Annotated in this window: 15 protein-coding genes; 6 read left to right on the top strand and 9 right to left on the bottom strand. The window is 58.4% G+C overall.

Translation table 11 applies throughout. The features are described 5' to 3' along the window. Positions 1–76 precede the first annotated feature (76 nt). Both QRN85_RS09420 and QRN85_RS09425 read left to right on the top strand, forming a co-directional pair. The gene (locus QRN85_RS09420) at positions 77–490 is read left to right on the top strand and encodes a DNA replication protein (protein WP_284757632.1); all 414 of its coding nucleotides are present in this window, start codon (positions 77–79) and stop codon (positions 488–490) included. Continuing rightward, positions 483–1,307 (top strand): DUF6456 domain-containing protein, encoded by an 825-nt coding sequence (locus QRN85_RS09425; RefSeq protein ID WP_284757634.1) that lies wholly within the window; start codon positions 483–485, stop codon positions 1,305–1,307. Before QRN85_RS09420 ends, QRN85_RS09425 begins: the two co-directional genes overlap by 8 nt. Positions 1,308–1,319: 12 nt before the next feature. Here the strand turns inward: QRN85_RS09425 and QRN85_RS09430 are convergent, their stop codons facing one another. Both QRN85_RS09430 and QRN85_RS09435 read right to left on the bottom strand, forming a co-directional pair. After that, positions 1,320–1,736 carry a SufE family protein gene (locus QRN85_RS09430; protein ID WP_062587231.1) on the bottom strand — a complete coding sequence of 139 codons (417 nt, stop codon included), beginning with the start codon at positions 1,734–1,736 and terminating at the stop codon, positions 1,320–1,322. Between the two features lie 253 nt (positions 1,737–1,989). Then, entirely contained in the window at positions 1,990–2,433 is a 444-nt protein-coding gene (locus tag QRN85_RS09435) for a DUF5330 domain-containing protein (RefSeq protein WP_284757638.1), read from the bottom strand. Positions 2,434–2,910: 477 nt separating this feature from the next. Between QRN85_RS09435 and QRN85_RS09440 the strand changes: the two genes are divergently transcribed. The 3 genes from QRN85_RS09440 to QRN85_RS09450 are packed head-to-tail and all read left to right on the top strand — an operon-like array spanning position 2,911 to position 5,719. Beyond that, positions 2,911–4,443, top strand: a complete 1,533-nt coding sequence (locus tag QRN85_RS09440; protein ID WP_284758819.1) for a sensor histidine kinase — start codon at positions 2,911–2,913, stop codon at positions 4,441–4,443. Then, a complete protein-coding gene (locus tag QRN85_RS09445; protein WP_284757640.1) occupies positions 4,415–5,362 on the top strand; it encodes a peptidoglycan-binding domain-containing protein in 948 nt (315 codons plus the stop codon). The genes QRN85_RS09440 and QRN85_RS09445 overlap by 29 nt, the downstream gene beginning before the upstream one ends. 12 nt (positions 5,363–5,374) lie before the next feature. After that, a complete protein-coding gene (locus QRN85_RS09450) occupies positions 5,375–5,719 on the top strand; it encodes a DUF1491 family protein (protein WP_284757642.1) in 345 nt (114 codons plus the stop codon). A 110-nt stretch (positions 5,720–5,829) separates the two neighbouring features. Here the strand turns inward: QRN85_RS09450 and QRN85_RS09455 are convergent, their stop codons facing one another. The 3 genes from QRN85_RS09455 to QRN85_RS09465 form a co-directional block, all read right to left on the bottom strand. After that, positions 5,830–6,315, bottom strand: coding sequence for a chemotaxis protein CheW (locus tag QRN85_RS09455; protein ID WP_062586835.1), 486 nt, complete (start codon positions 6,313–6,315; stop codon positions 5,830–5,832). Then, positions 6,315–8,258: a methyl-accepting chemotaxis protein gene (locus QRN85_RS09460; RefSeq protein ID WP_284757644.1), complete on the bottom strand. Its 1,944-nt coding sequence runs from the start codon at positions 8,256–8,258 to the stop codon at positions 6,315–6,317. The genes QRN85_RS09455 and QRN85_RS09460 overlap by 1 nt, the downstream gene beginning before the upstream one ends. A gap of 374 nt (positions 8,259–8,632) precedes the next feature. After that, positions 8,633–9,547 (bottom strand): DUF2336 domain-containing protein, encoded by a 915-nt coding sequence (locus tag QRN85_RS09465; RefSeq protein WP_502870760.1) that lies wholly within the window; start codon positions 9,545–9,547, stop codon positions 8,633–8,635. 767 nt (positions 9,548–10,314) lie between these two features. On the opposite strand from QRN85_RS09465, the gene QRN85_RS09470 reads away from it, so the two are divergent. Beyond that, on the top strand, positions 10,315–10,533 hold the full coding sequence (locus QRN85_RS09470) for a hypothetical protein (protein WP_062586838.1): 219 nt from the start codon (positions 10,315–10,317) through the stop codon (positions 10,531–10,533). 32 nt (positions 10,534–10,565) lie between these two features. Here QRN85_RS09470 and QRN85_RS09475 read toward each other — a convergent pair whose 3' ends face one another. The 4 genes from QRN85_RS09475 to QRN85_RS09490 all read right to left on the bottom strand — a co-directional run bounded on the left by QRN85_RS09475 (position 10,566) and on the right by QRN85_RS09490 (position 13,792). Then, positions 10,566–11,114, bottom strand: coding sequence for a DUF1254 domain-containing protein (locus tag QRN85_RS09475; RefSeq protein WP_062586839.1), 549 nt, complete (start codon positions 11,112–11,114; stop codon positions 10,566–10,568). Beyond that, positions 11,107–11,694 carry a DUF1214 domain-containing protein gene (locus QRN85_RS09480; protein WP_284757647.1) on the bottom strand — a complete coding sequence of 196 codons (588 nt, stop codon included), beginning with the start codon at positions 11,692–11,694 and terminating at the stop codon, positions 11,107–11,109. The genes QRN85_RS09475 and QRN85_RS09480 overlap by 8 nt, the downstream gene beginning before the upstream one ends. A gap of 194 nt (positions 11,695–11,888) precedes the next feature. After that, a complete protein-coding gene (locus QRN85_RS09485; RefSeq protein ID WP_284757649.1) occupies positions 11,889–13,358 on the bottom strand; it encodes a PQQ-dependent sugar dehydrogenase in 1,470 nt (489 codons plus the stop codon). After that, a complete protein-coding gene (locus QRN85_RS09490; protein ID WP_113218042.1) occupies positions 13,358–13,792 on the bottom strand; it encodes a DUF2231 domain-containing protein in 435 nt (144 codons plus the stop codon). Before QRN85_RS09490 ends, QRN85_RS09485 begins: the two co-directional genes overlap by 1 nt. Between the last annotated feature and the right edge of the window lie 141 nt (positions 13,793–13,933).

The following is a 13,933-nucleotide window of genomic DNA, read 5'->3' on the forward strand; positions in this document are numbered from 1 at the left end:
ACGATTTCATTTGGTGGATTGCAGCGGCTGAACGCTTGGTGTATGAATTAATTCCTATTACACCAGGAGTTACGATATGTCCCTCAGTTCAGATCCCTGCGAGAGCGCTTCCCCCCATCCCCCATATAGAATGCAAGACGGTTCTTTTTCGCCATTTGTGCCTGCTGAGCACCGGGTTGTGTGCCAGCGTGTGCGTGAAATCACCTATGAAGCCTTTGCTGAGATTGCTGGTCGCGATGCGCTTCGTCGCAACAGCCGTCACGCCATGCTGCACATCCGCCAGATCGCGCTTTACGTCTGCCATGTCACGCTGTCTCTTCCCATTGCCGATCTTGCCCTCTGCTTCGGTCGCGATCGCTCCAGCGTCAGCATTGCCTGCCAGCGCGTTGAGGATTTGAGAGACGACGAAGGATATGATGCTTTCGTCGATAGCGTGGAAGAACAGGTAAAGCCTCTTCTTCAAACGTTGCGGGGAGGTGGCAATGCTTAAGGACCAGAAAACACCGAACCAGACCATCCACAACGGGCTCGTCAGGCTGCTGCGGCTTCTTGGACGTCGTTCCGCAATCGTCAGGGATAGCGGCATCTATGTCGAAGTCGTCATTGATGAGAGCACCGAGGCGAGGCGGATCGAACGGTCCGTTCTGGAAGAAGGGCTATCGGCTGGCCTGCTGCGCCTTGATAATGGCAGGCTCACCGCACAGGAAACAGCCGCGGCCTTTCTGCGCCGCGCCATGATGAAGGAGCGCGACGAAATCTTTCAGGAGCAGCATCGCCGCTGTGACGTCGCGGCGGTCGAGATCAAAGGTGTGCGGCAGACCGTGCGCCGCAACGACCTATCTTCTCCCTTGCTGGCGCTGGGGCGGCTGAAGGATCGCGGTGGAGAAAGCTTCTTTCCTGCCGAAGCGGTGGATGCGGGCGAAAGGCTGGCGCGCGATTTTCATCGCGGTCAGCTCAGTCCGCGGGTCACGGCTTCCTGGGAGCCCAGGGTCGCAAGTCGCGTCAAGGGGCACAACAACGCCGCACAGGACTTGAGCGACAGCGCCATGGCGGCGCGCCTGCGTTTTTCAAAAGCAGCAGAGGCCATGGGGCCCGAACTTTCAGGCGTCGCAATCGATGTGTGCTGCTTCGAGAAAGGTCTGGAGCTAGTGGAGCGGGAAAGGCAATGGCCGGTGCGTTCTGCCAAGCTCATGCTCAGAACCGCGCTTCTGGCGCTCGCTCGGCACTATTCGCCACCGCCACCGGCAAACGCCCATAGACGGCAGAGCCACCATTGGGGCGCGCAGGACTATCGGCCGCTGCCATGAACAGTCGAGCCCTCAGGCGGCCAGCACCTGCGCTTCGGCACGAATGCGGTTGACCATGGAGCGCAGCCCGTTGGCTCTTTGGGCCGACAGGTGCTCCACAAGGCCGATCTTGCCGAAGATTTCGATGGCGTCGAGCTTGGCAATTTCGGAGGCGTGCTTGCCGGAATAGACGGCCAGCACGATGGCGACGAGGCCGCGTACGATATGCGCGTCCGAATCGCCCTCGAACGTCAGTACGGGATCGGCGGCGCCATCGCTGTGGCTCACGACCCAGACCTGGCTTGCGCAGCCCTGCACCTTGTTGTCGGCGGTCTTCTTTTCCTCGGCGAGGTCAGGCAGCGCCTTGCCCAGCTCGATCACATAGCGATAGCGATCCTCCCAATCATCGAGAAAGGCGAAGTCGTCCATGATCTTGTCGAGAGAAGTCATCGGTCCGGTATCCATTGTCAAAGCTGCGTCCATCATCGTCATGTCGTGCCCAGCATTGCCATGCAAGGACGCCTGCGCTGCATATAGGCCAAGCGTGGTGCGAATTGAACCGTTGGAGTAACGAAAAAAAGCCCTGCAACGACGCAAATCGTGCAGGGCATGGCACTTGGCCAACGAGGTGGGCAGTCAGGCGGCCCATGATCGAGCCGCAAGGGGGGATGCAAATCCTGGAGATGAGAAAGCGGGAGGTCGATCAGGGTGCAGGGCGGCGCTGTGGCATCGGAACGTAGGGCTGCGACTTGATGACGGTACCGGTCCTCAAATCGTCACTGTCCTGCGCAACGACGCTTTCCAGCGCCGGTGCACTCACGCTGCTTTCGACAGGTTCGGCAGCAATGGCAAGCTTTTCATCGGGGTTGGTGCCAGCCAGCTGGGCATCGATCAGCTGATAGGCGACCTTGGCACCCTCACGCGCCCTTTCGCCCAGTGCGTGAAATGTCTCTGCGCCCTTGACGCAAACATCCGGCTTTTCAACGCAGATGGCGCTGACATAACGGTAGGCTTCGCTGGCAGCCGAAACGGCGCCTGCAACGTTCATCTGTGATGTCTGCGAATTGCTGTTGTCGGAGCTGCCGAAATAGGAGAGCGCTACGAGCACCAGCGAAAAGAAGATCGATGACTTGATCAGAAACCACATTCGAAACTACCCCGTTCAATCGTCGCCCTTTTCGGGTCGTCCGTGTTGCCCTGTTCTCCGGGCTTGAAAACATCCTAGAATCGACAGACCAACAGCTCTTTGCAAAAACCGGCGAAATTTAATTCAAATTGTATCTATTTGTTCCGTCGCAGGACGAAGATCAGCATTTCACTCGAAGTTTAACGGTCCATGTTAAGCATAATTGCGGCAGCACCCCGCAATTGCAGGCGATAGCGCCGCCCGGACCTGCCACAAAGATTAACGCAAAACGAAAAATATAACAAATTCCTTCGCTTACCCGCTATTAACCATGAAAGACGAAGTCTGGCTCAAATGCCCCGAAATGGGATTCCACGGTGTTTTACCCGGGGTTGCGCGGGCAGCTTTTAGCCTTTCCTTAAGCCGCACAGCCCTATTGTCGGCCATGGTTAAGGGCGCTCACGCCCACTGGAATGCGGTGTTCAAGTCTTGCGTCAGATTACGGAAAAAACGATTGCGGCGATTGATCATGCCATCGGCATGTGGCTGTCACGCATGGAGGAAGACGCCAGCGTCAGGACCGCTACGGTTCACTCGTTGCGCCGCGTCGTGGCTTTTGGCCTGACTGCGCTGTTCGTTGTCCCTGCGGTTTTCTGCTTTGCCTTTTCCGCCTCCGTCGCCCTGCCGCTGGGTGTCGCAACCGTCGTTGCTGTCTTTCTTTCTGTCGTTGCCGTCCTGCTTGCCCTTGGCAGACCACGCAAATCCGAGGATGCCGTTATCGAGCAGGCCACGCGGGATGTGGTGCCAGCCAGCCAGGTTCCCGGCCTGCTCCTGACATTTGATGAGCACGGCGTCGTCAAAGGCGTGTCGGGCCGCGATCTCAAGCAGTTTCCCAAGCATTTCCAGGACTGCACCGGCCATCTCTTCGCCGAACTCGTGCATGTCTCGGATCGCATCGCGCTGATGCAGGCATTTGACGATTTGCGTCAGGGCGGCGATTGCGCCCTTGCAGACCTTCGCTTCGAAAACGCCATTGGCGCGCGCCAGACCCAGTTCATTCATGCCAGAATGGACATGACGCCAACACGCGACCAGACCGGAAGGCTCGTTGGTGTCGTGGGCCAGTTGCGCGATATTACCGAGAAGGAACTGCTGCGCAGCGAGATCGCCCGCAAGGCTGAAGAGGCAGAGTCGGCAAATGACGCAAAGTCGCGTTTCCTTGCTGCTGTCAGCCACGAATTGCGCACACCGCTCAATGCCGTGCTCGGCTTCTCCGATATCCTCGCCGGTGAATATTTCGGCAAGCTGGAAAATGACCGGCAACGGGAATATGTGTCGCTCATCCGTCAGTCCGGCGCGCATCTTCTCTCCGTCGTCAACACCATGCTGGATATGAGCAAGCTGGAAGCGGGCCGCTATGAGTTGCAGATGGAGCCTTTCCGCATTGGCGATGCCATCGCCACCTGCGAGGGAATGCTCGGCCTTCAGGCAAAGCAGAAGGGCCTCACGCTCACAAGCCGTATCCAGCGCGATATGGGTGAAGTGGTCGCAGACCAGCGCGCCATTCAGCAGGTTCTGATCAATCTTGCCGGCAATGCCATCAAGTTTACAGAATCGGGTGGTGTAGTGTCGATGGATGCGGCGCTCGAAGGCGGTATGCTGAAGCTCTCCGTCAGCGACACCGGCATCGGTATTGCCGCAGACAAGATCGCGTTTCTGGGCCAGCCTTTCATGCAGGTTCAGAACGAATATACCCGCCGCTACGAAGGAACGGGTCTCGGGCTTGCCCTCGTCAAGGGGCTGGTGGAACTGCATGGCGGAAGCTTTGCAATATCCAGTCGCGCAGGAGAGGGGACCGTGGTCACCATTCTGCTGCCAGCCGATGGCTCCGGTCGTACGCATGGTGCAGACCAGGACAACGCCACGGTCACGGCGGAATTTCCCCCGCGCCTCAAGCAGCAGCTTGGCGGCTCGGACATGAAGATGAAGGAGGATGTTGCGGATGGCCGCGCCAAAGCGAAAATCGCCTAGGAAAGCACCCGCCCGAAAGGAGCCGGGTTTCGTTTCCGTGGCGGCCCGCGCCGTCGGACAGCAGGTCTTGCGTCATCCGAAACTTGTCGGCGGCTGTGCCGCCTTTTTCGTCGTGTTCGGTTTCGTGGCAGCCAATGCGCTCTGGTATCAGCCCGGGCACCATCCCTCGCCATTTCTTCGCACGCGGGATGAGGAAAATCCAAACGGCATTCCCGGCTACCGTCTGGCAACGGGCCTGGGCGAGCATGGCAATGTCACCACCTTCCGCATTGAACGCCCGGCGGACAATGCGCCAGCGCAGGCCCAGACGCCTGCTGTGGCCGCGCCTGGCCAGCCTGCCGCTGCCAACAGCCAGCTTCCCGCAACGCACCAGCCAACCGAACTCGTGGCCGAAATCCAGCGGGAGCTTGCCCGTCGCGGCCTGTATGAAGGTCCGGCCGATGGCGTGCCCGGACCCTTGACCACAGCTGCCATTCTATTTTTCGAAGAAACGGTCGGCATGGAGCAGACGGGCGAACCGACAAGCCGCGTGCTCTCCGCCATGAAGATCGACAGTGCCACCACCGTTGCCGCCATTCCAAAGGCCTTGCCGAAGGATCGCCCGGCGGAGCCCAATTCCGGCGGCGTCGCCGTGGATCCTGTCGCGGCGGCCATCCGCAATGCCGAGGCCCAGACGCCGAAGGCGCAGTCCGTCTCGCTGACATCTGGCGGCAATGCCAAGCCGGCCACGAAGGACCTGGTGGCGAAAATCCAGCAGGGCCTCGTCAACATTGCCTATGCCGACGTCAAGGTGGACGGGATGGCAGGCGAGCAGACACGCACCGCCATCCGCAATTTCGAAAAGCACTATCGTTTGCCGGAAACCGGCGAGCCAAACGAAGCGGTGCTGAAAAAGCTGAAATCCATCGGCGCCCTGTGATAATGCGTAAGCATGCGCGTTAAATCCGAAATTTTCGTCTCCGCTCTTGTCCGCCGTGTTTTTTCCGCCGGTGATTTTGCCGCCATTGAGGTCAAGGGCGCGGATGCTGCTGGTGCCATCTTCATCCGCCAGCGCCTTCGCAACGGGCTGGAAAATCTCTACGGCCCCGCACCGCAAAGCTTTTCCGATGATGGTGATGATGCGCAGGACCGGCGGTTCGAGCAGCGGCTGGTGCTGGCGCAGGCGCAGGATGTGGCGGCATTGCTGGAACGCGAGCGCCGTTTCGATAGCGATTTATGGGTGGTCGAGGTGGAGACTGACAGCGTGGACGGTTTGTTCACCGTCGTTTCGCAATAGGCACCAGGGGGTGCGGATATCCGCCGGATGTCGGGCGCAAGGCCGGACGCTGAAAAGCAGGGAAGGGGGCCGGGAAACCACAGCCCAACCTTCATTCGGTCATCGAGCGATCAGGCCGCGCTTTGCGAATCCCAGTTATCTGGGTCCGAATTGGCGAAGATGGCATCGAGGTTGAGGAAGCAGATCATGGTCTTGTCCCGGGCAAAAATGCCTTCGGCATAGCCGGTCGTTGCAAGACCTGCGGTGGCCGGAACCGGCTGCAGATCCGCTGCGGACACGGTCAGAATATCTGACACGCGATCCACCATCATGCCGATCGTCTTGCCCTTGACGCTTGTTACCACGATGGCGCTGCGCTCGGTGGCTTCAACCGGCGGCATTCCAAGCTTGGAGGACAGGTCGACAATCGGGATAACCGTACCGCGCAGGTTCATGACGCCAACCACTTCGGGCGGCGTATGCGGCAGGGGCGTGACCGGAGCCCATCCGCGAATTTCGCGGATGGAGGTGGTGCGAACAGCAAACTGCTGTTCGTTCAACATGAAAGCGATGATTTCGAGCGCGTCGTCTGCGCGAAGGATAGGTCTATTATCCATCAAAACTCTTCCCAGTTGGTTTTGGAGACATCAAGCGCGGCATTGCCGGAGAAGGCAGCCGAGATTTTGCGGCCAAGTGCCCGGGCAGGGGAGGCCGATGGGCGCTCATTGTGCGAGACGGCCCGAGGTGTATTGGACGCGGCAGCATAGCCGCTATCGGATAGTTTGAACTGCGCCAGAAGCTGGTTGAGCGATTGTACTTCGCTGGCCAGTCCGTGGCTTGCCGCCGTGCTTTCTTCCACCATGGCCGCATTCTTCTGCGTATCCTGGTCCATCTGGTTGACGGCAGTATTGATCTGCTGGAGTGCGGAGGACTGTTCCTGCGCGGATTCAGCGATGGCGGCCACGTGGCGGTTGATTTCCTGCACTTCCGTCACGATGGTTTCGAGCGCCGTACCCGTCTCGCCGACAAGTTGCACACCCTGTTCAACCTGCGTGTTGGAGGTGGTGATCAAGCTCTTGATATCCTTGGCCGCATTGGCGGAGCGTTGAGCCAGTTCACGCACTTCCTGGGCAACGACCGCAAAGCCCTTGCCGGCTTCACCCGCGCGGGCGGCTTCAACGCCGGCATTCAGCGCCAGAAGGTTGGTCTGGAAGGCGATTTCGTCGATCACGCCGATGATGTTGGAGATCTCGCCAGAGGATTTTTCGATCTCGTTCATGGCGGTAACCGCCTTGCGAACGACCTCGCCAGACTGTTCGGCACCCAATTTCGCACGGCTGACCAGATGACCGGCTTCCTGTGCGCGGCGTGTGGCATCCTTGACGGTGGTGGTGATCTGTTCCAGCGCCGCCGCTGTCTCTTCCACGGATGCGGCCTGCTGCTCGGTGCGCTTTGCCAGATCGTCGGCCGCAGCGCGGATTTCATTGGCACCGGAATCGATGCCGCGTGCATTCTGCGCCACGCGGGTCAGCGTCGATTGAAGCTGTTCTGCCGTGGTGTTGAAGTCATTGCGGATGCCGTCGAGCGTCTGGGCGAAGGGCTGGCGCAGACGGTAGGTCGTGTCGCCTTCGGCAAGCTTGGAAAGGGCGGAGGCGAGACTGTCGACCGCAAATTGCACAGCAGCCGATTCCGTGGCCTTCTGTTCCTCGCGCTCGATCCGTTCCTGCTCCGTCAATGAGCGATTGGCCTCGGTCTCACGCTCCAGCCGGCTGCGCTCGATGGCGTTTTCGCGGAAGACCTGAACGGCGGCAGCCATCTGTCCGACTTCATCCTTGCGTTCGATGCCGTCGATGGCGGCGCCGGTGTCACCCGCTGCAAGGGAGGCCATACGCGCACGAAGGCGGGCGATCGGTGCCGTAATGCCCTGGGTTGAAATGTAGAGACCAAGCGCCACGAGAAGCGCGGACATCAGCAGGATGCCGATGAGGCCGGACATGATTGTGCTATCCGTGTTACCGCTCAGCTCACTGCTTCTATCGTTGATGGTCTTGATGAGCTTTTCCGTAACCGCGGTGATTTTGGGCGAGACTTCGCCGACCTTGGCCAGCACGGCCAGTGCCGACTGCTGGGCCTGCTCACGCTGACCGGCCTGCGCTTGGGAAATGACCGTGTTGATCATGGTCTCAAGTTCGGAAGCACCCTTGAGGATAACCTGGGTGTCCTCTGCGCCCTCGGGAACGAGCTTTGCGATCTGCGACTGACGCTCGTCCATCTGCTTGAAATTGTTTTTGGTTACCTTGACCGCATCCGCAAAAGCCTCGCTTGCGGGATCAACCATTGACATGCGCAGGGTCTGCATCGCCAAGCCGTTGATGTTGCCGCTTGTGCGGGCATTCAGCACAGCCGAATAGGCGTTGTGATCGATGAAATAGCTGTAATCATTGTCGGTGTGCTTGTACTGCCAGCTGACATATCCCAGCCCGGCTATCGATGCCACGCTCATTGAGGCGATGACAGTAACAACCTTCGTTTTAATCGTAGCATTTTTCAAAAATGACATTGTGCCCTCACGGCAATATTCGTACCGCCTGGGCGGTCATCAAGACATGAATCATCATCGCGCGTAGCCATCCATCATAGGGCGCAGGCGTTCAACAGATTGCAATCCTCCAGGATGGCGCTCCTCCGCCTGGTCTACTCACTCCGTTTTGCAACCAGAGTGTGCAGGACGACAATTCTACGATTTGTCTAAATTTATTCTTACTTTTTTATGCAACTACTTGCCGTAACGTAAGCTTGTCTGGCCGGTTGGACTGAGTGACAGAAGTCACCCCCACGCCGCCAGGTAAAGGCAGGCGTCTCAAGCGTATGGCAGTGAGGGGCGGCACCTTGAGACCGCTATTCTGCGTCCGTCTTTCAATGTCCCGCGGGGGATCAGCGACGGACAACCAGCTTTTCGGCGGGGATTCTGTGCTCGCGGCCTTGGCGTTCGGTATCGTCCGGGTTGACCGTATAGAGGTCCGCACGGCGCCAGCTTTCGATGCGATTTTCGCACTGAGCGGGATCGAGCTTTTCCAGCATGATTTCCGCGCCCGTCATGTCGCCATTGCGAGCCTTCAGATGCGGATAGAAGCATCCCAGCACGAAAGCCGCATCGGCGAAATCCATACCCAGGCCTATCAGCGTGGTGGCAAGCTGCTGGCCGGAAATATCCAGCATCACCCGTTCGGAAAGGAGGTGGCTGGCCGAAAGGCAGTCTGAAAGTGCCTTGGCAAACTGCCGGGCGTTACGCTCACGGGCAAAACGCACCAGAAGCGCTTCCTGCACCTCGGTCAGGCGCAATGCTCCCAGGGTATCGCTGTGCGGGCGGTTGAGATGCTGCGCCATGGTGCGAAGCTGCTGGCGCAAGTCTTCTTCGCGCTCGGCAATCGTCTTCTGTACTGGCTGCGAGGAGGACGCCGCCTCGCTGTCCTCCACAGCAGGCTTTGCCGGTGCCTGGCGTGAATGGCGCAGGCCGACGAGAGTATCGATGACGGTGGGCGAAAGATCATCCCGGCGCACGATGGTTCTGGCATGTGCCCCACCCTGCGTCCGTGCCACGGCGATCAGGGTTTCGTCATCCAGCGCCTTGGAGGAAATGAGAAAAGGAGCGGACAGGCCGATGGGCTGGCAGGCGATGAAAAACGCGACCGCAGAAGGGACGTTGGGATTTTGCGAAAGAGCCGCAACGGCTTCGCGCTTCGCTTCCGGCGTGGATGCGGCGAACAAAGGCATGAAGAGTTCCGCAAACTGGCGGAGCTCGGACTTGGACGGATGCGAGAGCCCTTCGAAACTAGATACAGTGGCCATTAACACCACATCTTTCTTCCTCTCGGCGCTCGGCCTTTCTAATTCTCGAAACCGGTCGGTCAACGCAATACCCAATGTGACGCAAAACAAAACGATCCGTTCAAGTTAGAGCAAACGTGTTGACGCCCTGTTAACCAGCAATGGCGCAAAGCGATTTTTTTCACTTACGCACAGTGAATTTTTAATAAAATAATTTTTTTGACGATTTTTGAGATTTGGCGAATTAGCACAACCACGCCGCTAGCGGGAACCCGCCGCCCATGCGCAGCACGGATTGGCGAGTCCCTAACCGCTATCATGGCGGCTAAATGCCTTTAAACATGAGATAAATGTCACCCGTCAAACATGATTAAGTAGAAATTTTACCCCTGATTTCTTCGAGTTTTCAAATTTTGTTACCAAATACAACCACTTAAAATTCTTCTGAAAGTTGTATCCACAGTGCTGAAAATTTATCCTTTCAGTAATATTTCTAAAAGCATTTCAATTTTAACGGATTATATTTTGGCTTCAATATATTAGCATTAATATATGATTAACCTTCGCATGGTTCTAATCCGTAGGCAGGCTTCGGATTCGATGCTAGATTCAGGGTGCGACATCTTGCGTACCAGATTTCAAAGAGTCTAGCGCAGCCGCCATGTTACGTCCCCCATGCCAGTCTGTGGACTGGAGATGCACAATGTTGTGGTGATGGCATTCCCGCGTGTCGCTGATGCGTCCGCGTCTATTCAACAATCAAGCGTCATGCCTGAGAGGAGAAGACCATGGCAGACATAATCTCATTTTACGCGGCATGGCGCCGCTATAATAGCCAAGGTGATAGGCACACCAGCCACAAGGTCGTCAGTGGGCCGGCACAATTGCTGTTTTTTACCGGTGTCCGCTATGAGCGGCCCGTGATCGACATTCAGCTCGGCGCTAAGAAGAAGCCCCGAAAGCGCAAGCCGGTGTCCGTCCAGACCGATACGGCAATCGTTTCCTGACGTTATCTGCTGCGTACTAAGCGCGAGTCAGGTCACGACCAGGGCGTCTGCTCACACTTGGCTTCTCCAAGGAAACGTTCTGCTTCTTCGATAAAGCTTGGCTGCGGCACCATCGTTCGCAACACGGCATAACCCTTGTCCTGGCTCGCTTCGACGAGGATCGATTGCGAGAGACCCTCGGGCTTGGCCTTGCGGATCGCCGCCAGTTGAACCTGGTTTGCCACCAGAATATCCAGCTCCCCCCCAGCCGACGTACGGTCGTTCATGCTGAAAACCTCGTTTGAGGCGCTGTCGAAAATGGCGACCGACCAGAAGGGGACAGCCCCGAAGCCCGCCAGTCGCACCGGCTTTTCCGTGATGTCGAATGTGCAGACCGCGACGCGCATGAAGGGATCGCCGCTGCCCAGTTCGGTTTTTTCCCGCTTGTCGTCCAGAAGGTGAAACTTGTGCGCAGCGCCTTCCGCCACGGCGCGCGTATAGGCATCCCGGTTGGAAAAATGCGGTGTCGACAGCAGAATGACGAGGTGAAGCACCGCCGCTCCCACCAGACCGACGAAAACGGCAAACAGGACCTTAAGCATCGCCGCACCCTGTCTTCTGGATGTCCGGCATCTTGATGTCGATGAGACCCGTGCTGCCCGCAACGGGCGTATCCAGCAGCGTCAGCACCAGCTTGAAATCGCCCCGCGGCGGCACGGCCAGCCAGTTGTAGGTCTGCGCGCTTGAGGCCACGCTGATATTCATGCCACCCTTCGCCCCATGCAAGAGAGTGCGGGAGTTGAGCGCAACCGGGCGACCGGTGCCGTCATCCAGCAGATTTCCCTGCTGGTCGGCTACGTAGAGCGTCCAGAAGCGAGAGGGAGGCACCGTTCCGGAAAGCTGGTAGCGACATGCGCCCGACAGGCGCTGCCCGCCCGCATCCACCGAGGCGGTGAAGCTCAAACCTTCGGCGGTGCCATAGAGCAGCTTGCCGGAATCCGCCCTGTGCGATTTGGCATAGGGGTCAGCCTCGATCGTCTGCGCCTCGGGAAATGCATCCCAAACGCCGATCCTGATCGAGCCAAATCCATCTGTCGCTTCCAGGGCCGCAAGCGTTGAAAGAATGCCGCCGCCAAAGGCGATGATAAGCGAGATTGCGACAAGAAATGGAACTCGAAACACGCTGTTTTCCCGTTTTGGAACAGGTCAGGGTTAGCATTGATTTCGATCCGGGGAAATGGGGACTTCGCTTCCAAAGCGCAGCTATCCCAATCTCTTTGCCGCTTTTGAATGTCCTTCGTCGCACTCTGTTCTAGGAAATGCAAAAGGCGCGGGTGGGGACCGCGCCTTGGCTTTTTCGTGCTCGCTTCGGGAAGCTAGGGCTGGATTGCCGGTGCCGAAGGCGCGGCCGGTGCTGCCGGTTGAGAAGCGGGTGCTGATGCTGGCGCTGCGGCTGGCGAGGCCGGGCCACTGGCAGAAACATCATCCGTCGCAACAGGTGCTGGCGTTACCGTTCCATCCGCTGCGGCGACACGCCAGACGGCGTTGCCGGCATCATCAGCAACCAGCAGCGCACCGGTTCCATCGATCCCGACGCCCACCGGACGACCGCGTGCCTTGTCGCCCTGAATAAAGCCGGTCACCACATCCTGCGTCTTGCCCGCAGGCTTGCCGTTTTCGAACGGCACATAGGTCACGCGGTAGCCATTGAAGGCATTGCGGTTCCAGCTGCCATGTTCGCCGATAAAGGCGCCGTTGGCATAGGGGGCTGGCAGGGCGGAGTTGAGCGAGAAGGTCAGGCCGAGCGCCGCCACGTGACTGGACAGGGCGTAGTCCGGCTTGATGGCCTTTTCCACCATATCCGGGCGCGGCGGATAAACGCGGGCGTCCACATGGTTGCCATAATAGCTCCACGGCCAGCCGTAGAAGGCGTTTTCCTTCACCGATGTCATGTAATCGGGCACGAGGTTGGGCCCAAGCTCGTCACGCTCGTTGATGACGGCCCAGAGTTCCTTGCTTTCCGGGTTGAAGGCAAGGCCATTGGGATTGCGCAAGCCAGACGCAAACAGCTTGAACGCACCCGTCTGACGGTCCACCTGAAGAATGGCAGCGCGGTTCTTCTCCGCTTCGATGCCATTTTCCACAATGTTGGAATTGGAGCCGACCGAGACATAGAGCATCGTGCCGTCTGGGCTCAATGCCAGATCCTTGGTCCAATGGTGGTTGATGGGACCGCCGGGCAGCGGCGTCAGGATCTTCGGCTCAGCCGTGATCTCGTTCTGACCGAGCTCGTAGGGATAGGCCATGATGTTGGAGGAAGTGGCAACATAGAGCGTGTTGTCTGCAAAGGCGACGCCGAAGGGTGAGTCCAGCTTCGTCAGAAGCTCATGGCGCTCGTCCACGGTGCCGTCGCGATTGGTGTCGCGCAGAAGCGTAATGATATTGCTCGGCTTCTGCTCGCCGGTCTCGCCATGCGCAATCGACATGATCCAGCCGCGAATGATGTCCTTTGGCCGGGAAGGGGGCTCGCCAGCCGGTGCCCGCGACTGCACAACCAGAACATCTCCATTCGGCAGCGTGTGCACGGTGCGCGGATTGACGAGATCCTTCTGGTAGAGCGTGATTTTCAGCCCTTCCGGCACTGTTGGCGTCTCGCCATCCTTCCAGCCGATGACCTCTGCCACCTTCAGGTCGGGAATGAGATTTCTGGAGGGCTCAGGCAGAACGGGGTCTGCGCCAATCTGCTGCGACGGATCAAAATTGCCATCCTGTTCACTGCAGGCGGGCAGGATGACGGCAACGCCGCTCAAAAGCGCGGCGGACAGAAGAATTCGCGAGCTTGCCATCATACTCTCCAGGCCAGACGTGCATATTTACGGGAAGACGCCGTCACCGCCATGAGCGAAACAGCAAAGGTAACCGCCGAAAGCAGCAACCCATAGGGCACGACCGCCGTCCAGCCATCACCGGCATGGACAAGGCTGTTGACGAAAGCCAGCACCAGCATCACCAGAAACAGGATGATAGCGAGAAAGGACGGCCGCATGGGCCGCGTGCGTTTCCGCAACAGATCCAGCAACCCCGCCACCACAGCCAGCCCACCAAACACCAGCCCGGCAAACAACAACCAAGCCGAAAAATTCAGCCACATCAGGTTACCGCTCTGCCAGAAAGCAATGTCCGTACAAAGCGCCAGCGAGAAGCACACGAAGGGAAATGGCACAAAAAAGAGTTGAAATGGGTAGGCAGAGGACTCTCTGCGAGACGAAATGTCATTCATGGACGGCTCCAGCCAGTCTGTAGGGGCCGGGTCATCTCGCAACCGGGCCGCGTTATGCAACGTCACCAAACGAATGGGATGGAGTTTGGTTGCAGCATTTGCTGTTCGTATGCGCCGCGCTCCAAAAATGCCACAATCGCA

The organism is Agrobacterium sp. fls2-241-TYG-188a (assembly GCF_030209845.1).